This is a genomic window from Actinoplanes sp. NBRC 101535, from assembly GCF_030269225.1.
GTDB lineage: Bacteria > Actinomycetota > Actinomycetes > Mycobacteriales > Micromonosporaceae > Actinoplanes > Actinoplanes rectilineatus.
The window spans coordinates 326,438-348,581 of the sequence record NZ_BSSY01000008.1 but is presented as its reverse complement, the minus strand read 5'-3'; the positions used below and the strand labels follow the sequence as shown (position 1 = coordinate 348,581).

The 22,144-nt window shown below is 70.6% G+C and carries 18 protein-coding genes; 10 read left to right on the top strand and 8 right to left on the bottom strand.

Annotation, left to right across the window (positions count from 1 at the left end; translation table 11 throughout):
• Window positions 1-92: 92 nt before the first annotated feature.
• Complete coding sequence (locus QSK32_RS23850) at window positions 93-623, top strand: MarR family winged helix-turn-helix transcriptional regulator (RefSeq protein ID WP_245673889.1); 531 nt, start codon at window positions 93-95, stop codon at window positions 621-623.
• 1,187 nt (window positions 624-1,810) lie between these two features.
• Here QSK32_RS23850 and QSK32_RS23845 read toward each other — a convergent pair.
• The 7 genes from QSK32_RS23845 to QSK32_RS23815 form a co-directional block, all read right to left on the bottom strand.
• Window positions 1,811-2,635 carry an SDR family oxidoreductase gene (locus QSK32_RS23845; protein ID WP_245673888.1) on the bottom strand — a complete coding sequence of 275 codons (825 nt, stop codon included), beginning with the start codon at window positions 2,633-2,635 and terminating at the stop codon, window positions 1,811-1,813.
• Complete coding sequence (locus tag QSK32_RS23840; protein ID WP_285473286.1) at window positions 2,632-4,014, bottom strand: NAD(P)/FAD-dependent oxidoreductase; 1,383 nt, start codon at window positions 4,012-4,014, stop codon at window positions 2,632-2,634. Before QSK32_RS23840 ends, QSK32_RS23845 begins: the two co-directional genes overlap by 4 nt.
• 11 nt (window positions 4,015-4,025) lie before the next feature.
• Window positions 4,026-4,223 carry a ferredoxin gene (locus tag QSK32_RS23835; protein ID WP_045741597.1) on the bottom strand — a complete coding sequence of 66 codons (198 nt, stop codon included), beginning with the start codon at window positions 4,221-4,223 and terminating at the stop codon, window positions 4,026-4,028.
• Window positions 4,224-4,247: 24 nt separating this feature from the next.
• A complete protein-coding gene (locus tag QSK32_RS23830) occupies window positions 4,248-5,447 on the bottom strand; it encodes a cytochrome P450 (RefSeq protein WP_285473215.1) in 1,200 nt (399 codons plus the stop codon).
• 70 nt (window positions 5,448-5,517) lie between these two features.
• Window positions 5,518-6,162, bottom strand: a complete 645-nt coding sequence (locus QSK32_RS23825; protein WP_211275330.1) for a response regulator transcription factor — start codon at window positions 6,160-6,162, stop codon at window positions 5,518-5,520.
• Between the two features lie 161 nt (window positions 6,163-6,323).
• On the bottom strand, window positions 6,324-8,558 hold the full coding sequence (gene helR, locus QSK32_RS23820) for an RNA polymerase recycling motor ATPase HelR (RefSeq protein WP_285473214.1): 2,235 nt from the start codon (window positions 8,556-8,558) through the stop codon (window positions 6,324-6,326).
• Between the two features lie 186 nt (window positions 8,559-8,744).
• Window positions 8,745-11,582 carry a glycoside hydrolase family 2 TIM barrel-domain containing protein gene (locus QSK32_RS23815; RefSeq protein WP_285473213.1) on the bottom strand — a complete coding sequence of 946 codons (2,838 nt, stop codon included), beginning with the start codon at window positions 11,580-11,582 and terminating at the stop codon, window positions 8,745-8,747.
• 109 nt (window positions 11,583-11,691) lie between these two features.
• On the opposite strand from QSK32_RS23815, the gene QSK32_RS23810 reads away from it, so the two are divergent.
• The 4 genes from QSK32_RS23810 to QSK32_RS23795 all read left to right on the top strand — a co-directional run bounded on the left by QSK32_RS23810 (window position 11,692) and on the right by QSK32_RS23795 (window position 15,066).
• On the top strand, window positions 11,692-12,333 hold the full coding sequence (locus tag QSK32_RS23810; protein WP_045741594.1) for a ThuA domain-containing protein: 642 nt from the start codon (window positions 11,692-11,694) through the stop codon (window positions 12,331-12,333).
• Between the two features lie 474 nt (window positions 12,334-12,807).
• Window positions 12,808-13,182, top strand: coding sequence for a hypothetical protein (locus QSK32_RS23805; RefSeq protein ID WP_045741678.1), 375 nt, complete (start codon window positions 12,808-12,810; stop codon window positions 13,180-13,182).
• A gap of 54 nt (window positions 13,183-13,236) precedes the next feature.
• Window positions 13,237-13,653 (top strand): roadblock/LC7 domain-containing protein, encoded by a 417-nt coding sequence (locus tag QSK32_RS23800; RefSeq protein ID WP_052720293.1) that lies wholly within the window; start codon window positions 13,237-13,239, stop codon window positions 13,651-13,653.
• 141 nt (window positions 13,654-13,794) lie between these two features.
• Window positions 13,795-15,066, top strand: a complete 1,272-nt coding sequence (locus tag QSK32_RS23795; protein WP_045741592.1) for an ABC transporter substrate-binding protein — start codon at window positions 13,795-13,797, stop codon at window positions 15,064-15,066.
• Here the strand turns inward: QSK32_RS23795 and QSK32_RS23790 are convergent.
• Complete coding sequence (locus QSK32_RS23790) at window positions 15,059-16,108, bottom strand: sugar ABC transporter substrate-binding protein (RefSeq protein WP_045741591.1); 1,050 nt, start codon at window positions 16,106-16,108, stop codon at window positions 15,059-15,061. The two genes, QSK32_RS23795 and QSK32_RS23790, sit on opposite strands and share 8 nt — an antisense overlap.
• 102 nt (window positions 16,109-16,210) lie before the next feature.
• Between QSK32_RS23790 and QSK32_RS23785 the strand changes: the two genes are divergently transcribed.
• From QSK32_RS23785 to QSK32_RS23765, 5 genes are all read left to right on the top strand, one after another.
• Window positions 16,211-18,169, top strand: coding sequence for a putative bifunctional diguanylate cyclase/phosphodiesterase (locus tag QSK32_RS23785; protein ID WP_285473212.1), 1,959 nt, complete (start codon window positions 16,211-16,213; stop codon window positions 18,167-18,169).
• A gap of 69 nt (window positions 18,170-18,238) precedes the next feature.
• Window positions 18,239-19,243, top strand: a complete 1,005-nt coding sequence (locus QSK32_RS23780; protein WP_285473211.1) for a FecCD family ABC transporter permease — start codon at window positions 18,239-18,241, stop codon at window positions 19,241-19,243.
• Entirely contained in the window at window positions 19,240-20,277 is a 1,038-nt protein-coding gene (locus QSK32_RS23775) for a FecCD family ABC transporter permease (RefSeq protein ID WP_045741589.1), read from the top strand. Before QSK32_RS23780 ends, QSK32_RS23775 begins: the two co-directional genes overlap by 4 nt.
• Window positions 20,274-21,083, top strand: coding sequence for an ABC transporter ATP-binding protein (locus QSK32_RS23770; RefSeq protein ID WP_045741588.1), 810 nt, complete (start codon window positions 20,274-20,276; stop codon window positions 21,081-21,083). Before QSK32_RS23775 ends, QSK32_RS23770 begins: the two co-directional genes overlap by 4 nt.
• Complete coding sequence (locus tag QSK32_RS23765) at window positions 21,080-22,081, top strand: ABC transporter substrate-binding protein (RefSeq protein WP_045741587.1); 1,002 nt, start codon at window positions 21,080-21,082, stop codon at window positions 22,079-22,081. Before QSK32_RS23770 ends, QSK32_RS23765 begins: the two co-directional genes overlap by 4 nt.
• The last annotated feature ends 63 nt before the right edge of the window (window positions 22,082-22,144 follow it).

Genomic DNA, 22,144 nt, shown 5'->3' with positions numbered 1-22,144 from the left:
CTCCTCAGGAGCTGGGGACTTGAATGTTCAACACGAGAGTGCCACCACTCGGGTTGAATGTTCAAGTCGCTGATCGGGTATCGTCCTCACTCGTGAGCGATCCCACAGATGACGTCCCCTGGCTCGAGGCCTGTGAACGCCATGCCTGGGTGGCCCTGCACTCCCTGCTGACGACCCTGCCCGCCGCCGTCGACGCCCAGCTCAAACGGGACTCCGGGCTGAACTCGTTCGAGTACACGATCCTGGCCTCGCTGTCCCAGTCCGAGACCCGCAGCGTCCGGATGAGCGACCTGGCACACTTCGCCTCCGGTTCGCTGTCCCGTCTGTCGCACGCGGTGACCCGCCTGGAACGCCAGGGCTGGGTCCGCCGCCGCAACAGCGACGGCCACGAGGCCCGCTGCGTCGAGGCCGTCCTCACCGACGAGGGGATGGAGGCGGTCGTCGCGGCGGCACCCGGTCACGTCCGCGAGGTCCGCCGACTGGTCTTCGACGTGCTCACCCAGGAGCAGGTCCAGCAGTTGGAGGAGATCGGCCGCACGCTGGTGAGCCGGGCCGCCCCGCACCTGAGCCGCTACATCGAGCAGGCGATGCACGCCGACTCGCCGCGCACCCCGTCCTGCTGACCCGGCCCGCTCGACCCGTTTCGTGGTCAGGCTGCGAAGCCCATCCGCGTGGTGATTTCGGGCGCGCTGGACGCCCCAATTCACCACACCCCTGGTGGTGTGGTGAATACGGGCGCGCTGGACGCCCCAAATCACCACGCTGTTGTGGGCGTGGTGAATACGGGCGTGCTGAGCGCCCCAAATCACCACGCTGTTGTGGGCGTGGTGAATACGGGCGTGCTGAGCGCCCGAAATCACCACAGAGGCAGACCCTGACTGCGATTAGGTGCCTAGACAACCGCGGCAAAGCCCCTGATCCGACTCTTGATCAACACAGGGCTGAGTGGCATCGGGCCGGCCCGGCCGTCGTTGCGGGTTGTCCTGCGAAGATCGGCAGGCGGGTAGGTACGTCGTAGTTGATCGATCGCCTGCCGCCAATCCGCGGTTTCCTGGCGCTCAACCCGCAGAAGGCCGGCGGGCGTTCGATCAACACCGTGCCGCGGGTGACAAGGCGCCCCGGAGAGCCGTGGGTGACGGCTGGCCTGGTGGGAGCCGAGCTACTCCGCGAGCAGGTCCGCCGTCGTGTCATGGCTGCAGCGCAGAAGTCGAGCCGTTACCCGGCCGTTGCCCACGGCTCTGCCCGCAACACCCACCGGCCGACCATCGACAACGGCTTGGCGCCACTGACGGGGCCTGGAACCGCTGACGACGGCTTGGAACCACTGGCGACGGCCAGGGAACCACTGACGACGGCTCGGAACCAGTGACGACGGCTTGGAGCCGCCGGCCGTCGCCCGCGGTCGCTTTCGGCTCGCGGGCGGGCCATAAGCGACGGCTGTGACGACCGAGCCGTCGACCACGGCTGCCCAGAGAGCGAAAACCAGCCGCCAACGACGGCCCGGCATCACCCAGCCGTCGACCAGGGTCGCCTTCGACTCGCTGACGAACCGTGAGCGACGGCCGGATGGCCGTCCTCCCACTCAACTCACTTCGATCACGGCGGCAGCCCCGCGGAGGCCACGGCTGCCTGCACTACGCCGACGCACGAAGCGGGCAGCGGACAAAACGAGCAGCGGGCAGCGATCAGCGATCCAACGCTACGAGAGCCCGGATCGCCCAGACTCGCCGCACGCGGGCAGACGGTGTGGTGGGCCAAAATCATCCGGCCCGCCACGTGGCCAGGATCGTCCGGCCCACCACGTGTGGGGTCAGGCGGTCCGGTGGTGCCGGATCCAGGCCGCCTGCCCGCCGTCGATCAGCAGATCGGTGCCGGTGACGTACAGCGAGGAAGGCCCGGTCAGGAAAGCCGCCGCCTCGGCGATCTCGGACGGCGTCCCGGACCGGCCCGCGCCGCACGCGTCGAGCATCGCCAGCATGTGATGGCCGGACGAGGATTCGGCCTCGGCCCGCGACATGGCGGTGGCGATCACCCCGGGGCTGATCGTGTTGATCCGCGCACCCCGGCGGTTCCAGGCGAGGGCGGCGGCCTGCACCCGCACCTGGTTGGCCCGTTTAGCAATGATGTAGGCCCCGGTCGCATCATCCGGAGCCGACGTCACCACCGGCAACGACAGCAGGTCGGCACTCGGCGTAGAAGCCAGCCCCCGCTCGTCCTCCGCCGACAGCTGTGCATAGTGCCCCGCCATGCTGGCGACGCAGACCATGGACGTACCCGGCCCGGCAACCGCCTCCATCGCGTCGATGACGTAGGCGGTCCCCGCCAGGTCCACCTTCATGATGGTCTCGACGCTGGACGTGGCCGCCGAGACACCCGCCGTATGCACGATCGCGGCAACCCGTCCCCCGCCTGCGGCTTGCGCAGCTGCAGCCGCGAGCCGGCCAACCGACTCGGGGTCGGAGACGTCGGTCAACTGCCCGGTGACGGTATGCCCGTCCGCCCGCAGTTCCGCCACCACCTGGTCAAGCCGTGCCACGGAGGCGTCAGCAAGCAGCAGCTGCCGCCCACTGCCGAGCCGCCGCGCCACGGCGACGCCCATCCCGCCGGCCCCGGTGATCACGACAACGTCGCTCACGCCACACCCCCACGTTGTACGCCGGCCGCCTCGGACTCAGCAGCCGTCCCAGTCACGCCATCGGGTCCGGCCTGCCCGGCATCCGCTTCGGACTGGACAACAGCCGCGGACTCGCTTTCGAAGCCGCGCGGCCCGACAGCCGCCCCAGGCGGAGTGCCGATCCTCGCCACGTCACCGGGTCCGGCTGGAGTGCCGGGTCCAGCCGGAGCACCGGGCCCAGCCGAAGCACCGGGCCCAGCCGAACTGCCGGGCCCAGCCGGAGTGCCGGCTTCGATGATGGCCTTGCGCCACGGGCGGATCGCCTTCGGTGGCATGCCGACGGCGAGGGCACCGACGAGCCGACCGTCCTTGTAGTAGGCGGCCAGAAAACGGCGCTGCTGCAAGTCCCCCTCGACGACCTCGACGGTGTCGTGGCCACGGAGGTAACCGTATGCGTGGATCTTCAGGTCGTATTGGTCGGACCAGAAGTACGGCACCGGGGCGAACGGTTTCGCCGCCTCGGGGTGCAGCAGGTTGCGGGCGGCGGCCATCGCCTGTTCCGCGGCGTTCGTCCGGTGCTCGATGCGCATCGACACCCCGAACAGCGGGTTGTGCCAGCGGGCCACGTCGCCGGCCGCATACACCCCCGGGGCTGCGGCGCAGAACTCGTCGCACACCACGCCGTCGTCCACGGTCAGGCCACTGCCGGCCAGCCACTCGGTGTTCGGGTGCGAGCCGATCGCCACCACCACCTCGTCGCCGGCGACCAGGGTGCCGTCGGCGAGCAGCACACCGCCGTCGACCACCTCGGACACCGCCACCCCGGTGCGCAGATCCACCCCGTTGTCGCGGTGCACGTCGGACAGCATCCGCCCGATGGGCTCGCCCACCGCGTGAGCGAGCGGCACCGGGGCCGGCTCGAGCAGCGTCACCCGGCAGCCCAGGGCACGCGCGACCGCCGCGCACTCCGCCCCGAGGAACCCGGCACCGACCACCACCAGTTCGCGAGCGGGCGTCAGCCTCTTTCGCAGGTCGAGAGCCTCGTCGAGCGTACGCAAAGAAGAACCCCCGGAGAGCGACCTGGGCCGCACGCCGGTTGCCACCACCAAGCCGTCGTAAGGCACCTCAGTGCCGTCGGCGAGGGTGACCACCCGCCTAGCCTGATCCAAACCGGTCGCCGCCACCCCCAATCGCAGATCCAGCCCGAGCGCGCCGATGTCGGCCGACGACCGCAGCGCCACCCGCTCCGGCTCCCAGTCGCCCGACAGTATCTGTTTGGACAACGGCGGCCGGTCATACGGAAGTAGGGGTTCGTCCCCTACCAAAGTCAGTGTTCCGGTGAAGCCTTCCCGGCGTAGCGTTTCGACCGCGGCCAGTCCGGCCGCGGACGCTCCGACCACGACGATCCGATTCACGCCTGCACCAGCCGGATCGCCGCCGCCGGGCACACCGCCGCGGCCTCCCGGGCCTCGTCCTCTTGATCAGGAGCCGGAGATGAGTTCAGCACCACCGCCACCCCGTCGTCGTCTCGCTGGTCGAAGAGGTCGGGCGCGACCATCACACACTGACCGGCCGCGACGCATTTCGGCTCGTCGAGTTCCACGCGCATGTCTTCTCCTTCAAGAGAGCGGGTTCACCAGGTGACCGGGAGGGATTTGAGGCCGTAAGCGACGCCTTCCATCGCGAACTCGACCTGGTCGGCCGGCACCGCGAGGGCCAGGGTCGGGATCCGGCGATACAACGTGCCGTAAACGACCTGGAGCTCGACGCGGGCCAGCGACTGACCGAGGCACTGGTGCACGCCGTAACCGAAGGCGTGGTGCGAGCGGGCAGCCCGGGTCAGGTCGAGACGGTCGGGCTCGGGGAACTCCGCGGGGTCCCAGTTGGCGCCGGACAGGTCGAAGATGACGCCGTCGCCGGCACGGATCGTCTCGCCGTGCAGTTCGATGTCCTCGACGGCGATGCGGCGCACGCCGGTGTGCACGATGGTCAGGTACCGCAGGATCTCCTCGACCGCGGCGGAGACGAACTTCGGGTCGTCACTGTTCTCGCGCAGCAGGGCGAGCTGGTCCGGGTTCGTCAGCAGGGCCAGCGTGCCGAGCGAGATCATGCTGGCGCTGGTCTCGTGCCCGGCGATCAAGATGGCACTGCCCATCGTGACGGCCTCGGCGTGGCTCATCTCGCCGGCCTTGACCCGCTGGCCCATTTCGGACAGCACGTCGTCGGCGGGGTCGGCCATCTTCGCCACGAGCAGATCGCTGAGGTACGCGCCCAGAGCCTGTCCCGCCGCGGCCGCCTCCTCCGGGGCGGTCTCGTGGCTGATCGCCTTGCTGCTCGACTCCTGGAAGAACTTGTGGTCGGCATACGGCACACCGAGGATCTGCGTGATCACCAGCGTGGGCACGGGCAGGCCGATCGCCTGGACGAGGTCGGCCGGGTTCGGTCCGGCAAGCATCTCGTCGACGAGGGAGCCGATGACCTCGAGGATGCGCGGGCGCAACGCCTCCACCCGTTTGACCATGAACGGGCCGTTGACGGTGCGCCGCAGCCGGGTGTGCTCGGGCGGGTCGGTGTTGGTGATCAGCGACGGGATGTGCGGTGCGGCGGCGGCCCGGCCCGCGGTCATGTGCGGGTACCCGTCGAGCTTCTCGTCGATGCTCAGCCGCGGGTCGTTGAGCAGGGCCCGCTGGTCGGCGTGCCGGGTGATGAACCACGGTGTGCTGTCGTCCCAGATCCGCACCCGGGCGACCGGCGGCATGGCGCGCACCTCGGGGGCGGGGGCGAACGGACACCGCGATTCGCGCTGCATCGGGTAATAAGGGGCTTCTGTCATGAACCCATGCCAACAAACCGATCTGACGCGACCCGGACACGAACCTGACAGAACCCTGACGTGACCCAGGTCACCCCAATCGGTATCCGAAGCCGCGGAGCGTGTGGATCAGCGGCGGGCCGGAGACGTCGACCTTGCCGCGCAGCCGCGACACCAGCCGTTCGATCGCGTTGACCTCGCGCGGCTCGTTCCACACCTCCAGGGCCAGCTGGTCCTTCGACAGCACCCGCCCGGCGTTCAACAGCAGATGGCGCAACAGACGGTATTCCGCCGGGGTCACACCGAGCAGCCGCTCACCACGCCACGCCTGACAGACCACCTCGTTGAGCAGCAGGTCGTCGTGACGCAACACGGTGTTCCGGCGCCCCCGCAGCAGCACCCGCACCCGGGCCAGCAGCTCCGTCACCCGGCACGGCTTGGTCACGTAGTCGCCGACCGTCGTGCCCAGCTCCGGCAGCACCGTCTCGAGGATCGCGCACTCGGCCACGGCCAGCACCGATGGCCGGTCGGTGAGCACCGGCCGGTTGCGGGCCAGCTGGTGGAGATCGGGTATGTCCAGGTCCACCACGATCAGGTCGACCGGCCGGTCGTCCAACATCCGCACCGCCTCCGCCCCGGTCGCGGCCGCGGACACCGCGTAACCGGCCAGGCTCAGACGGGACGCGAGCAGGCCCCGGACATCGTCGTCGGCGGCCACCACCATCAGCCCATGCATACCCCTCAGCATCCCGCTCGGATCGAGCCCCGTCATCAACCCGCCGCAGTATTCCGGCACGGCGTCCTCATCATTGCGGCACGGCGTCCTCATCGACCCCGCACAGTCCCGCCCGGACCGAACGCCGCCGTCGACCGTCGCGGTGTTCCCGTACGGCATCGTCACCGGTCCCGCAGGATCACCAGCTGCTTCGTGGCGCGGGTCATCGCGACGTAACGGTCCACCGCGTCGTCGATCGTGTCCTCGAGGAGCACGACCAGGTCGAACTCCAGCCCTTTCGCCAGCTCCGGGGTCAACGACCGGACCCGGTCCCGGCCGGGACCACCGCCGCCGGGAAGCTCGCCGCCGAACAGGCCGCCGGGAAGCTCGCCGGCACCGATCACGCACGCCACGCCCTGATCGTTCTCGGCCAGCCAGGTGTCCAGGATCGACTCCAGTTCACCGGCGGGGCCGTGCCGGACCGGGATGCCGCTGCTCCGGATGGAGGTGGGCACGTTCGCGTCCGGCAGCACGGCCCGGATCACCGGTTCGGCCTCGGCCATCACCTCGGCCGGCGTCCGGTAGTTGACGGTCAGCGGCGCGATCGTGACCCGGTCCACGCCGACCCGGTCCAGGCGCTCCGTCCACGACTCGGCGAAGCCGTGCCGCGCCTGGGCCCGGTCGCCGACGATGGTGAAACTCCGCGACGGGCACCGCGCCACCAGCATCCGCCATGCGGCGTCGGAGAGTTCCTGTGCCTCGTCCACCACGATGTGCGCGAACGGCCCGGCCAGGCTGTCGGTCACCGCCGGCCGCAACGCCGCCTCGTCGACCAGGGCATCGTGGAAGTCCTCGCCGCGGAGCATGGTGACCAGCCCGGTGCTGTAGGCGTCGTCGGCGACCGCGATCAGGTCGTCGACCACGCGGGTCATGCGCTCCCGTTCGGCCGTTGCGGCGGCGGCCCGGCGACGTTCCCGGCCGGCCGCGTCCGGGTCGCCGAGGCGGTGCCGGGCCGCGTCGAGAAGCGGCAGGTCCTCGACGGTCCAGGCGTACGGGTCGGCCCGCTGCAGCAGGCGGATCTCGTCGGTGCTGAGCCAGGGCGCGCAGCGCCGCAGGTAGGCGGGAACGGACCACAGGTCGGCGACGACGTCCGCCGCTTCCAGCAGGGGCCAGGCGCGGTGCAGCGCGGCGCGGAGTTCCCGGCCCGCGGCGTGGCCCGAACGGTGCAGCGCGGTGGGGAGTTCCCGGCCCGGCCGTTCCGCCAGGATCGCGGACAACTCCTCCTCGATCTGCTCGCGGGCCTCGTTGTGCGGCAGGCCGGCCGCTGCCTCGAACGCCTCCGCCCAGTCCCGGGAGGTCACGTGCACCTCGGCGTCCTCGGCGGCCACCGTCGTTCCGGCGGGCGGCTGCTCGTGGAACCGGATCGCCGCCTCGATCGCCGCGACCATCCGCACCGACGACTTCAGCCGGGCGACCTCCGGATCCGGCTCGGGTGCCGCTCCGGCGCCCTCGGCCACCAGGTCACGTACCGTGCAGGTCCGCACGTCGTCCTCGCCCAGGCCGGGCAGGACGTCCGCGACGTACGCCAGATAGGGCTGGTGCGGGCCGACGACCAGGACCCCGCCCCGCCGGTGTCCCAGCCGCGGGTCGGAGTACAGCAGGTACGCCGTCCGGTGCAATGCCACGACGGTCTTGCCGGTACCCGGGCCGCCGTCCACGACCAGCGCGCCCCGCGACCCGGCCCGGATGATCGCGTCCTGGTCGGCCTGAATGGTGCCGAGCACGTCGCGCATGCGCTCCGATCGTGCGCCACCGAGACTCGCGAGGAACGCCGACTGGTCGTCGAGCGCGGCCCGTCCGTCCAGGCCTTCCGGGGTGAACACCTCGTCCCAGTAGTCGGTGATCCTTCCCCGGGTCCACCGGTACCGCCGCCGGCTGGCCAGCCCCATCGGGTCGGCGTGCGTCGCCCCGAAGAACGGCGCCGCCGCCGGTGACCGCCAGTCGATCAGCAGCCGCTCCCCCGCGTCGTCGGTCAGCCCGATCCGCCCGACGTACACCGTCGCCCCGCCGTCTGCCGCGACCATGTGGCCGAGGCAGAGGTCGAGGCTGAATCGTCGCAGGGTACGCAGCCGCGCGCTGATCCGGTGGACGGCCTGGTCCCGGTCGAGCGCCTGCTGCCCGATCCCGCCCTCGGCGCGCCGTTCGGCGTCGAGCCGTGACTCCAGTTCCGCGATGGACCGGGCCGTGCTCGCCGCGACGGCCGCGAAGTGCCGTTCGTCGGCCGCGATCAGCGCCGGCCCGGCCTTGTCCGACGACGCCGCGGACAACGCGAAAACGCCGTCCGGAGCGGCGGGCGAGGCGGACGCGCCGTCCGGAGCGGCGGGCGAGGCGGACGCGCCGTCATGGGTGGAAAGCATGGTTCTGGTAGCCCCCGAAGCTTCGACATCGCTCACGAGCAGCGATTTTGCGCCCTCACCCGGGTCTTGCCACAAGCCCCCGACCCTGCTATAGCTTGGAGTTGGAGAGAGGCACACCATCGCCCGGAACGCCGAAGAGGCCGGGCGGTGTGCACCGCCCGGCCTCCCCGGAGATCCCGCCTCAGCTCACCGCAGTGCGCGGAGCGTGAAGTTCAGGACGTGGTCGCCCGCCGTGAGGATGTACGGCGGCAGCGGCCCCGTCCCGCAGGATGCGGTGCCCAGACCCCGCTGAGCCAGGTCCAGGTTGACGAACACCTGGTCCCGGGCCGGGATGCGGGTACGCCGGCCCGCCTCCTCGAGGTCCTCGTCGGTGTGGTTGCGGGCGGTGAACCCGAACGACGGCCCGCCCAGCACTTCGAGTCCGGCTCCTGACGCGTCTCGCAGGGTGAGGTTCCGGACGTCGGCCCGGTGGCCGTTCTCCTGCGGATAGACGTAGGGGGTCTGCAGGTCGTCGACCGTCGACGTCCACGCCCCGACCAGCGCGGCCTGGATCGAGTCCGAGTACGCCTCCCCGGGTCCCCGGCCGAACCAGGACACCGAGGTCAGCGATCCGGGCAGGGCCAGCCGCACGCCGATGCGGGGCAGCGTCAGCGTCCACCGTTCGTCGGCGACGAGACGCCATGTGGCGTGCAGGGCGTCGTCCGCGTACGTCCACCGCACCGTGCTGGTGAAGCCGACGTTCGTGCCGGCCGGGGCGAACCGGGACTCCACCTGCAGGCCGTCGGCCGACGGGGTGATCGCGACGAGGCGTTCCCGCATCCGGTGCAGGCCGGCTTCCTTCCAGGAGCGCAGGAGGCTGCCGGTGCCGCGGTCGTCCATCCGGTCGTTGTCGGTCGGTGCCCGCCAGATGTGCGGCCGCGGACCGTCGAGTTCCAGGTCGCCGAGTTTGACCAGTCGGCCGTGTACCGGCTCGAAGACGGCGGAGCCCAGGCGGAGGCCGTCGGCCGGGACCGGGGTGGAGCGCACGACCGGGGCAGGTTCGTGAACGACGGCCTGGCCGGCGCCGAGTACCAGTCCGGCCGGCACCCCGGGCAGTGCCTTGGCCGCGGTGGCCGTGACGGTCAGCCAGGTCTCGGAGGCGGGCCCGGAGGGCAGGGGCAGATCCTTCAGCGGGATCTCGGCGGACGTACCGGCGGGCACCGGCGGCAGGCTGAGCGTGCCCGACGCGACCACACCCGACCTGTCCCCCAGTGACCACGCGAGCGCGACATGCCCGAGGTCACGGTAGGTGTAGGTATTCTTGACGTCCACTTTGTCGGGATGGACGCCGATCAGTACCGGCGCGAACACCGCGGCGAACTCCGTCAGGCCGGGAGAGGGTGTCCGGTCCGGGAACACCAGGCCGTCGATGACGAAGTTGCCGTCGTGCAGCGGCTCCCCGAAGTCGCCACCGTAGGCGTAGAAACCGTCCTGCCGGATCCCGTGGTCCAGCCACTCCCAGATGAAGCCGCCCTGCGCCCGCGGGTACCTGTCGAAGATCTCCCGGTACTCCAGCATGCCGCCGGGCCCGTTGCCCATGGCGTGCGCGAACTCGCAGAGGATGTACGGCAGCGACCGCCGGTGCCCGGACGGGTCCTCTCCGCGGCCGATGAGGGTGCTCTCGGCGTGGTCCGCGTACATCCGGCTGTAGACGTCCACGTACTCGCAGGCGTGGTCACCCTCGTAGTGCACCGGTCGCGACGGGTCCCGGTCGCGTGACCAGTTCGCCATCGCCGCCAGGTTGCGGCCGGTACCCGCCTCGTTGCCCAGCGACCACAGGATGACGCTCGGGTGGTTCTTGTCCCGCTCGATCATGCGGGAGATCCGGTCCAGGTACGCGTCACGCCACCGCGGATCGTCCGACGGGTTGTCGCGCCAGCCGACGAACTCGAACCCGTGGGTCTCCAGGTCGCACTCGTCGATCACCCAGAAGCCGAGTTCGTCGAAGAGGTCCAGCACCCGCGGGTCCGGCGGGTAGTGGCTGGTGCGGACCGCGTTGACGTGGTGCCGCTTCATCAGTTCGAGTTCGGCGCGGACGACGTCCAGTGGCACGACGCGGCCGGTGTCCGGGTGGTGTTCGTGGCGGTTCACGCCGTGGATCTGGATGCGCCTGCCGTTGACGGTCAGGATGCCGTCGACGATCTTCACGGTCCGGAACCCGGCGCGCAGCGACACGGTCTCGGCGTCGGTGGCGACCAGCACGTCGTACAGTGCCGGGTCCTCGGGTGACCACGGGCGGACCTCGCCGACCTGGTGGGTGACGCCGGTGGCGAGTCCGGTCAGGCCCAGTGCGGGCACGCTGACCACGGCGTCCTCGGGGCCGTCGACGAGCAGGGTGCCGGTGCCCGTGGTGTGGTCGTAGTCGGCGTGCAGGAACAGGTCGTCGATGCCGCCGGCCGGCCGCAGGCGCACGGTGACGCTGCGGAAGATGCCGGGCAGCCACCACATGTCCTGGTCCTCGAGGTAGCTGCCGGAGGACCACTGGTGCACCCGGACCGCGAGGACGTTCTCGGCGCCCGGGCGCAGTGCGGCGGTGATGTCGAACTCGGCGGGCAGCCGGCTGCCGTACGTGACGCCCAGCTGGACGCCGTTGAGCCAGACCACGCCGCACGAGTCCACCCCGTCGAAACGGATCACGGCGCGCTGGCCGGACCAGTCCGCGGGGACGGTGAAGGTGACGCGGTGATCGCCGGTCGGGTTCTCGGTCGGCACGTTGGGCGGGTCGATCGGGAAGGGGTAGACCACGTTCGTGTAGGCGGGTTTGCCGTGACCGTGCATCGGCCAGTTCGACGGCACCGGCAGGTCGGTCCAGCCGGAGTCGTCGTAGTCGGTCGCGTGGAAGCCGTCCGGTGCTTCGGCGATGCTCGGCGCGAGATGGAAGCGCCACGTCCCGTCGAGCGTCAGGACCGGCGCGTCGGACGACATGTCAGCCCTCGGGGGCAGCGTGCCGGACGGGCGGGCGAAGTCAGTCAAGTAGCGGGACACAGGCTCTCCCCACGATCGGTGCCGGTCTTACCAAGATCAACGACCATTGTCTCAGCGGAATTCATACGATCAAGTAAAAGTGAGCGATTTTGTTCTAGGGTGTTCGGACATGAAAGCTCTGATCGTCCGTGGCGGCTGGGAAGGGCACCAACCGGTCGCCTGCACCGATCTGTTCCGTTCCTCCCTCACCGATCACGGCCTCGAGGTCGTGATCTCGGATTCCCTGGACGTCTACACCGACCCCGCCGCCCTCGACGGCGTCGGCCTGATCGTGCAGTGCTGGACCCGCGGATCGCTCACGCCCGCCCAGGAGGAGGGCCTGGTCGCGCACGTCGGCGCGGGTGCGGGCTTCGCCGGCTGGCACGGCGGCGTCCTGGCGATGGGTTACGAGGCCGCGAGATATCAGTACATGGTCGGCGGCCGGTTCGTCTGCCATCCCGGCGGAATGGTCGACCACACCGTCGACGTGACCGGCGACGACCCGGTCACCGCGGGCGTCACGTCCTTCGCGGTCCACACGGAGCAGTACTTCTGCCACGTGGACCCCACCCTCGACGTGCTCGCCACCACCACCTTCACCGGCGATCACGGCGCTCCGGAGACCGCCGGAGCGGTGATGCCGGTGGTCTGGAAACGCCGCTTCGGCCAAGGCCGCGTCTTCGTGAACACTCTCGGACACGCCCCCGAGGACCTCCTGCGACCGGAGACCTGGGCGATGACCGAGCGCGGGTTGCTCTGGGCGGCTCGCTGACGCCTTTCCCGGCGTACGCGAAAAGCACGGGGAACGAACGGCACCGCAGTGACGCGTACCCCTGAGGAAACGCCCGGATCCTCGCCGAGTGGGCGAATCGCGGGGTTGCGGAAAGCGCGATGTGCTGATCTCAGAACTGGCACCGACGGTTCCGGCGTTTGTCCAGGTAGCGGGATTGTGGTTGCGCGAAGATGAACACACCTAGCAGGATCTTCACATTGAGTTGCCGAATCACTACTCGAAATCGCGTCTGCGATCAACATCCAAGAGGGTGAAAAAGTCGGCGATCGGATGACAAAGCGTGGGCAAATCGTCCGTAGAAGACGATCTTCGGATGGATCATGCCCGATTTCGGCTCACTTGAGTGTTCAAGCAAACCCGGGCGTGCGAGCCTTGCCGCAGGCCCCTTTCACGGGGCCGCTCGTCTGTCATGCGTAGGTGACGGGCGGGATGCTCGAGAACAACGGAGGAATCATGGCTGGCATCGACATCTCCCTCAAGGAGGCGATGAGCATCTCCGGCGCCATCGGCGTCGCTCTGGTGGACTACACCAGCGGCCTCACCCTGGGCGTCATGGGTGGCGGCGCGATCATGGACATGAACATCGCGGCGGCCGGCAACACCGACGTGATCCGCGCCAAGGTGCGCACCCTCGAGATGCTGGGCCTGCAGGACGGCATCGAGGACATCCTGATCACGCTCGACTCGCAGTACCACCTGATCCGCCTGCTCCAGGGCCGGCGCAGCGGCGAGGCGCTCTTCCTCTACCTCGCCCTCAACAAGAGCCAGGCCAACCTGGGTCTCGCCCGGCACCAGCTCCGCAAGATCGAGGCCGAGCTCGACTTCTGAGCGACGTAGTCACCGGCTGATCGCACCATGAACACTGACGTTACGGAGCCAGCAGTGCAGAACGCCTCCACCGACCCGTTCCAGGCCGTCCGTTTCGAGATGGCCTCGCTGCGGCAGCAGGTGCCCGGCGTCCTGGGGACCGTCCTCGGCGGGGTCGACGGACTCCTCGTCCTCGACGACGTCCTGGAGGGTGTCCGCCCGCACGACATCGCGGCGCTGGCCGCCGGCGCCCACGGCATCAGCCGTACCTGCGGTAACGCGCTCGGACAGGGCCAGTTCTCCGAAGTGACCATCCGCAACCTGGGTGGATCCCTGGCCGTGTACGCGGTCGGCGAGCTCGCCCTGCTGGCGGTGATCGGCGACGGCACCCTGAACGTCGCCCGGCTGCACATCGAGGCGCGGCCCGTCATCGGGCGCATCGCCGCTCTCCTGCAGATCCGTTCGGTGCAGGACGCCAACCCGCGTTTCTGAGCACGGACACCGGCCCGGTGGGACCCGAATCCCACCGGGCCGTCGTGTGCCCGGAGCCTTTCCCGGCACGTGGCGTTCACCCCGGCCGGAACGGCCTCCGGTGTTACCGTGGCCACGGCGAGGGAGGACGTTTTGCCGCATATGTCGCGCCGGAACGTGCTCCGGCTGAGTCTGGCCGGCGCCGCCGCGACCCTCACCGGGTGTGCGAGCGAGGAGACCACCGCCGCCGGCACTCCGGACACCGTGCTGTGGACCTGGCCGGGCGGCCTCAGCACCGCCGTGGTGACCGCCGCCGCCGAACAGTTCGCCAGCCGCACCCGGCTGGAGACCAGGGTGATCGAGGGCGACTACCGCCCGCAGCTCGCCGACCTGCTCGCCCAGGGCGGTGACCTGCCCGGCATCGTCGGCATCAAGGGCGAGGACATCGCCTCGCTGCTCCCCCGCGCCGACCTCTTCGCCGACCTGCACGACCTCGGCGCCGACGAGGTGACCAGCCAGTACGCCTCCTGGAAGTGGGACCAGGCCAGCGCGCCGGACAGCCGGCTGATCGGCTTCCCGATCGACATCGGCCCGACCGCCACCTACTACCGTTCCGACCTGTTCGCCGCGGCCGGCCTGCCCACCGGCGTGGCGGAACTGAGCGCGAAGATGGCCGACTGGGACGGGTTCTTCGCGGCCGGCGCTCAACTGCACGACAAGCTGCCGAAGGTCGGGTTCACCCGCAACGGCGCCGAGCTGTTCACCATCCTGATCTGCCAGGGCACCCAGCGCTTCGTCGACGAGGGCAACCACTACATCGGGGCCGGCGCACACATCCAGGAGTCCTGGGACCTGTCGGTACGGCTGATCGACGAGGGCCTGACCGCCCGCATCCACACCGAAGACCAGGACGCCTGGCAGAAGGCGCTGGCCGACGGGACGGTGGCCACCGCTCTGGGCGCGGCCTGGCTGGGGTACGACATCAAGACCGCAGCCCCGGACACCGCCGGGAAGTGGGGCGTGGCCGGCGGCGCGACGACCGGCGCGAACTACGGCGGCTCGTTCCTGGCGATCCCGCAGGCCGGCACCGGTCACGAGCTGTCCTTCGAGATCATCCGATGGATCCTGTCACCGGAGAACCAGGCCGCGGCGTTCACCGACGCGGCGCTGTTCCCGGCGGCCACGGCGGCGTACGACACCACCGCCCTGACCACGGCGGACGCCTTCTTCGGCGATCAGAAGACGGTCGAGGTCTTCGCCGCGTCGGCCCGCAAGGCCCACCGGGTGTACGAGGCGCCCGCCGACACCGAGATCCACCAGGCGTTCGTCGAGCAGCTCGGCGAGTACGAGTCGGGCCGCAAGGACCGGGCCACGGCCTGGACGGACGCCGTGGCGAACGGCCGCAGGGTCGCCGAGTCGATGGGCGTCAACTAGCCTCGTCCAGCGGGCGCAGATGCTCGTCGGTGTGGTCCGCCATCTCCCGGCCCTGTCGCCGGAACCAGTCCAGCCGCGACTGCTCGGTCTGCTGCCGGGCGATGATCTCCGAGGCGTTGGCCTCGTCCACGATCACGGTCGGCGTCTCCAGCCAGCCCTCCGGCAGCGGGGTGCCGTACCGGGAGCTGCGCGCCTGCACCACCCCGGCCAGCCAGCCGATCAGGAACGGCTCGGTGGAGGCCAGCACCAGACCACCCTGCCGGGCCTCCTCCAAGGCCAGGTCACCGATGCCCATCGCCCCGTCGGTCCGGGCGATGCCGGGCCGGCGCAGCTTGGCGAGGCTGAGACTGTCCTGGCCGGCGACGCCGATGTAGGCCACCGCACCGGGGTTCGCCTTCTGCAGGACGGTCCAGGCACGCAGGTTGCCCTCCACGTCCTGCTTGGTGTCGAACGGCCCGATCACGGTCAGGTCGGGCCGCAGACGTTCCATCTCGGCGCGGACCCCGGCCACCCGGTCGTCGAGCACCTCCACCCCGGGCGACGGCGAGCCGATCACCACCACGCCGGTGGCGGCGTCCGGGATCCGCCGGGCGACCGCGGCGGCCAGTCTCGTACCGAGCGCCGTGTTGTCCGGGCCGACGTACAGGCCGACACCGGAGCCGACCGACGGCAGCGAGTGCAGCGCCATCAGCGGGGTGCCCGCCTCGGCGGCCTGGTGCAGGGAGTCGGCGAACAGTTCCGGGGCCAGGGTGAAGAACGCGACCGAGCCGTGCTCGCCGTCGCGGTACCGCTGGAAGTTGCGCAGCTGCTGCATGCTGTCGTCGGACTCGGGACCGATCTGCGCGATCTCCACGCCACCGATCTCGGTCACCCCGTACCCGAATCCCCGGGCCATGTCCCGGACGAACGGGATCTGACGGCCGGCCATCAGCAGCACGGCGGTGGGTGGCTTCCGGTCCGGTTCCGGCACCCGCTGGCAGCCACCGAGCAGTCCCAGCGACGCCAGGGCGAACGCCGCGGCGAGCCTGCTGACCCCGATCACTCCTCCCCCATCGGCGACGGCGGGCCCGCACCTGAGCGCGCCGCTCAATCCGCCGGATTCGCGGTCGATAGGTAGGGGCGCGGGGAGCGAGGGGCTTGGGTCATGCGGCAATGGTTACGACGGCGGGTGGTCGCGCGTATCGCCGTCGGCGCGCTCACCGTCGGCCTGTCCCTGCTCGCCGGCCTGGCGGTGTTCAGCAGCCGCAGCACCGACCGGGCGGCGACGACCGCGGCCGCCACCCAGCAGGTCAGCCAGCAGTGGAACGAGATCTACCTGAAGATCAATCTCGAGTACGAGCTGCTCGAGGACTTCCTGGACACACCGAACGAGAACGGCAGCCAGCTGCTCCTGTCCTCGATCGGGTCGGCGGAGGGGAACCTGCGCTGGCTGACCGCCAACGGGGTGGACGACGACCGGCGGCAGGCGCAGACACTGCAGAACGCGTACGGGGGTTACACGTACACCCTGCGGAATCTGATCGACGCGGTCGGCGACCACGACGACGCGCGGATGCTCGACTTCGCCGAACAGGCCGCCCTGAGCGCGTCCGCGTTGCGCCGGCAGGCGTCGGCCAACGTGGCCCGCAACAACCTGGCGATCGGGGTGACCCTGCGGGTGGCCCGGGACGCCAACGCCAAGATCCTGCTGGCCGTCGAGGTGATCTCGCTGGCCGACCTGGCGCTGGTGCTGTTCTGCGGTCTGGTGCTGCTCACCTACCAGCGGCGCACCGAACGGCAGGCCGCCGACAACGATTACCGCGCCTCGCACGACGGCCTGACCGGGCTGGCGAACCGGCGGCTGCTCGGCGAGGGCATCGACCAGGCCATCACCGGCGCCGACCTGGAGGGGCACGGGGTGGGCCTGCTGCTGCTCGACCTCAACCGGTTCAAGGAGGTCAACGACACCCTGGGCCACAACTCCGGCGACCTGCTGCTGATCGAGGTGGCACGGCGGCTGCGGGCGTCGTCACGGCCGACCGACCTGGTGGCCCGGCTCGGCGGTGACGAGTTCGCCATCCTGCTGCCGCTGATCGGGGCCGCCGAGGACCTGCCGGACATCGCCCACCGGGTGCTGACCGACCTGTGCGGGCCGGCCGAGATCGGCGGGCTGGCGGTGGACATCACCGGCAGCATCGGGTTCGCGTTCTACCCCGGGCAGAGCAGCAACGCCGAGGAGCTGCTCCAGCACGCCGACATCGCGATGTACCACGCCAAACGCAACCATCTGGGTGCGGCGCCGTACGACGCGGAGAACGACCGGAACAGCTTCGAGCAGCTGACCCTGCTCGCCGACCTGCGCGGGGCGATCGACCGCGACGAGCTGGAGCTGCACTACCAGCCGAAGATCCGGGTGGGCGGCGGCGGGGTGGCCGGGGTGGAGGCCCTGGTCCGGTGGCGGCACCCGTCCCGGGGCCTGCTCGGGCCGGGCGCGTTCGTCCCGGACGCCGAGCAGAGCGACCTGATGGTGCCGCTCACCGAGGCGGTGCTCCACCTGGCCCTGCGCCAGCAGCGCACGTGGCGCGAGGGCGGGCTGGACCTGCCGGTCGCGGTCAACATCGGCGCGGCGTGCCTGCGCGAACCCGGGTTTCCCGGCCGGATCGCCGACCTGCTCGCGCTCTACGGCGCCGTCGACGGCCAGCTCACCCTGGAGATCACCGAGACCGTGCTGATCAACGATCCGAAGGCGGTGGCCCTCGCCCTCGGCTCGATCCGCCGGCAGGGCGTCCGGGTGTCCATCGACGACTTCGGCGTCGGCTATTCGTCGATGAGTTACCTGCAGAGCATGCCGCTGGACGAGCTGAAGATCGACCGGAAGTTCACCATGGAGATCCGGACCACCGACCGGGGCCGGGCCATCGTCGGTGCGATCGTCGAGCTGGCGCACGCGCTCGGGCTGTCCGTCGTGGTCGAGGGTGTGGAGGATCAGGAGACCCTGACCGAGATCGGTGAGCTGGGCTGCGAGCTGGCCCAGGGCTATCTGATGTGCCGCCCGCTGCCGGCCGCCGAGATTCCGGGATGGATCAGCGCGTGGCGGCCCAGCTCCCCGCAACTCGCCGGGTGATCACCGGCACAGCCCATTGTGATCATCTCGGGGTGGACGGCCGCTTGAAGTAAGCCTTACCTTACCTGCGTGCAACCCAGGACCATCGGAAGACTCGGCGTCTTCGTCGTGGCGATGGTCGTGCTCGGCGGCGTCATGGTGCTCAGCCTGATGATCGGCCGGCAGTCGATCTCCCCCGGCGACGTCGTCGGCGCACTGCTGCCCGGCGCCCGCGGCGAGATCGCCGACATCGTGCGCGGGCTCCGTCTGGAACGGACGGTCGTCGCCGTCGTCACCGGCGCCGCCCTCGGTGGTGCCGGCGCGCTGATGCAGGCGCTGACCCGCAACCCCCTCGCCGACCCCGGCCTGCTCGGGGTGAACGCCGGGGCGGCGGCCGCGGTGGTCACCGGCTTCACCTTCTTCGGCGTCGCCAACGGTTTCGCCCAGTCCGGGCTCGCGCTGGCCGGGGCGGCCGCCGGGTCCGTCGTGGTCTACCTGCTCGGCAGCGGCTCCCGGTCGTCGGCCACCCCGGCGCGACTGGCGCTGGCCGGGGCGGCCCTGACCGCGGTGCTGTACTCGTACCTCAACGCGCTGGCCATGCGCGACCAGGACACCTTCAACGAGATGCGGTTCTGGGTGGTCGGCTCGGTCGTCAACCGCGGGTACGACCGCCTGCTCATCGCGCTGCCGCTGATCCTGCTCGGCGTCCTGATCGCGCTGCTGACGACCCCGGCGCTCAACGCGCTCGCGTTCGGCGACGAGACGTCGCGCTCGCTGGGCCTGAGCGTCGGCAAGGCCCGGATCGCCACCGCCGTCGCGGTCACCCTGCTCTGCGGGGCGGCCACCGCGCTGGCCGGGCCGATCGCCTTCGTCGGCCTCACCGTGCCGCACGTCGCCCGCGCCCTGGTCGGCGCCGACCAACGGAGGGTGGTGCCGATGGCGATACTGATCGCCGGGGCGTTCCTCGTCCTCTCCGACACGCTGGGACGTGTCGTGTCCAGCGGCGCCGAGATCGAGGCCGGCATCGTGACCGCCGTCATCGGCGCCCCGGTGTTCATCGCGCTCGTGCGCCGGCGGACACTGACCGCGGCATGACCGGCGTCCCCGTCCTGGCGGCCGGTTCCCTGTCGATCCGCTTCGGACGGCGCTCGGTCGCCGTCTGTGTCCTGCTCGGCGTCGCGGTGGCCGCGATGGTCGTCGTCTCGCTCGCCGCCGGCGTCAACGCGTTCCCCCCGGACCGGGTGTTCGCCGCGATGACCGGCGCCGGGACGCCCGCGGAGAACCTGATCGTCGGCGAGCTGCGCCTGCCCCGGGCCGTCACCGCCGCCCTGGTCGGTGTCGCCCTCGGGCTCTCCGGTGCGATCTTCCAGACGCTGACCCGCAACCCGCTCGGCAGCCCCGACGTGGTCGGCTTCGGCACCGGCGCGTCGACCGGCGCGCTGGTGATGATGCTGCTGGCCGGTGGTGGCCTGCTCGCCACCTCGATCGGCGCGGTGGCCGGCGGCGCGATCACCGCCACCGGCGTCTACCTGCTCTCCGCCCGGCACGGGGTGTCCGCCCCGCTGCGGCTGGTGCTGGTCGGCATCGGCGCGAGCACCATGCTCGCCTCGCTGAACTCGCTGCTCATCGTGCGCGCCCAGGTCTACGACGCGCAGAGCGCCTCGATCTGGATGGTCGGCAACCTGGTCGGCCGGGGCTGGGCGGACGCCCGCCTGATCGGTGGCGCGCTGCTGCTCGGCGTGGTGGCGTGCACGCTGCTCGCCCGGCCGCTGGCGCTGAGCGAGTTCTCCGACGAACGCTCGATGAGCCTGGGCCTGCCCGCCGGGCGGATGCGGATGTCCGCGGTGGCGGTCGGCGTGCTGCTCGCCTCGGCGGCGGTCGCGGTCGCCGGGCCGATCCAGTTCATCGCGCTCACCGCGCCGCAGGTGGCCCGCCGGATCACCGGCGCGTCCGGGCCGAACCTGGCCGCGTCCGGACTGACCGGCGCCCTGCTGCTGGTGATCACCGACTTCGCGGCCCGGGAGGCCTTCGCGCCGCGCCTGCTGCCGGTCGGCGTGCTCACCGGCATCGTCGGCGGCGCCTATCTCGCATGGCTGCTCGGCCGTGAGTGGCGAAAGGGACGCATATGAACACGCCGCAACGGCTACGGGCGGAGAACGTCGCCCTCGGGTACGGCGGACGCCGCATCGTGCACGACCTGGACCTGACCGTGCCGGACGGCTCGTTCACCGTGATCGTCGGCGCCAACGGCAGTGGCAAGTCGACACTGCTGCGCGGGCTCGCCCGGCTGCTCGAACCGCGGACCGGCACGGTCGTGCTGGACGGCAAGGACATCCACTCGCGGCCGCCCAAGGAGGTGGCCCGCCGGCTCGGCCTGCTGCCGCAGTCGCAGACCGCCCCGGACGCGATCAGCGTCGCCGACCTGGTGGCCCGCGGACGCTACCCGCACCAGTCGCTGTTGCGGCAGTGGTCGCCGGCCGACCAGGCCGCGGTGACCTCGGCGCTGGAGCTCACCGGCACCACCGACCTGGCGCAGCGACCGTTCGACGAACTCTCCGGCGGCCAGCGGCAACGGGTCTGGCTGGCGATGGCCCTGGCCCAGGAGACCGGCATCCTGCTGCTGGACGAGCCGACCACGTACCTCGACATCGCGCACCAGATCGAGATGCTCGACCTGTGCGCCCGGCTGCGCACCGAACGTGGCTCCACCCTGGTCGCGGTCCTGCACGACCTCAACCTGGCGGCCCGGTACGCCACCCACATGGTGGCCATGAAGGACGGCACGATCGTGGCCGAGGGAGCCCCCGCCACGATCATCACCGCCGAGCTGATGGCCGAGGTGTTCGGTCTCGCCTGCCGGATCATCGCCGACCCCGAGTCGGACACCCCCCTCGTGATCCCCCTGCACCAGAAGAACGGGAAGGAAACCTCATGATGAGCAGCCGTTTGAGTACCGTCGCCGTGGCCGTCGCCGCGTCGCTGGCCCTGGCCGCCTGCGGTGGCGGCACCGAGACCGCCACCCCGGGCGGCAGCTCCGCACAGGCCGGTCCCTTCGAATACGCCGACGCCCTCGGCAAGAAGATCTCCCTGGACAAGACCCCGGGTGTCGTGGTGGCGCAGAGCAGCGTCGCCGCCGCCCTCTCCGACGCCGGATACCAGGTCGCCGGGGTGTACGGCGAGCTCCAGCCGGGCGCCGACGGCAAGCTCAGCTACCAGGTCGGCTCGCTGGACGTCAGCAAGGTCCAGGTCATCGGCAAGACGTACGGCGAGTTCGACACCGAGAAGTACGCCCTGATGAACCCGGAGCTGCTGGTCGACTACACCTTCGACCAGAAGGCCCTGTGGTATGTCCCGGCCGCCCAGTCCGAGAAGATCCTCGGCCTGGCCCCGGCGATCGCCGTCCCCGGTGACTACGAGAACACCGACGTGGCCATCGCGACCTTCGTCGAGCTGGCCGGCAAGCTCGGTGCGGACACCAAGAGCGCGGCGCTCACCAGCGCGAAGGCCGACTACGACGCGGCACTCAAGGCAGTCGCCGAGGCCGCGTCGGCGTCCGGCCTCACGGTGGCCGTGATGTCCCCCGGCACCGACAGCCTGTACGTGGCGAACCCGTCCTACCTGCCTGAGCTGACCACGCTGAAGAACCAGGGCCTGGACGTGATGGACCCGGTCGAGCCGGACGCCCAGGTGTTCACCCAGTACAGCTGGGAGAGCGCGACGGACTACAAGGACGCCGACGTGATCCTGGTGGACGCCCGCACGTACGACGCCTCGAAGGCCGACCTCGCCAAGATCGCGACCTGGGCGAACCTGCCCGCGGTCAAGGCCGGCCAGATCTACCCGTGGTACGCCGCGGCACCGTACTCGTACACCTCCTACGCGAAGATCTACCAGGAACTGGCGGGTCAGCTGACCGCCGCGAAGAAGCTGTGACGCCCACCCACCCGCTCCCCCGCGGACGGCACGTGACAGCGGAAGGGGCCGGTCACAGCGTGA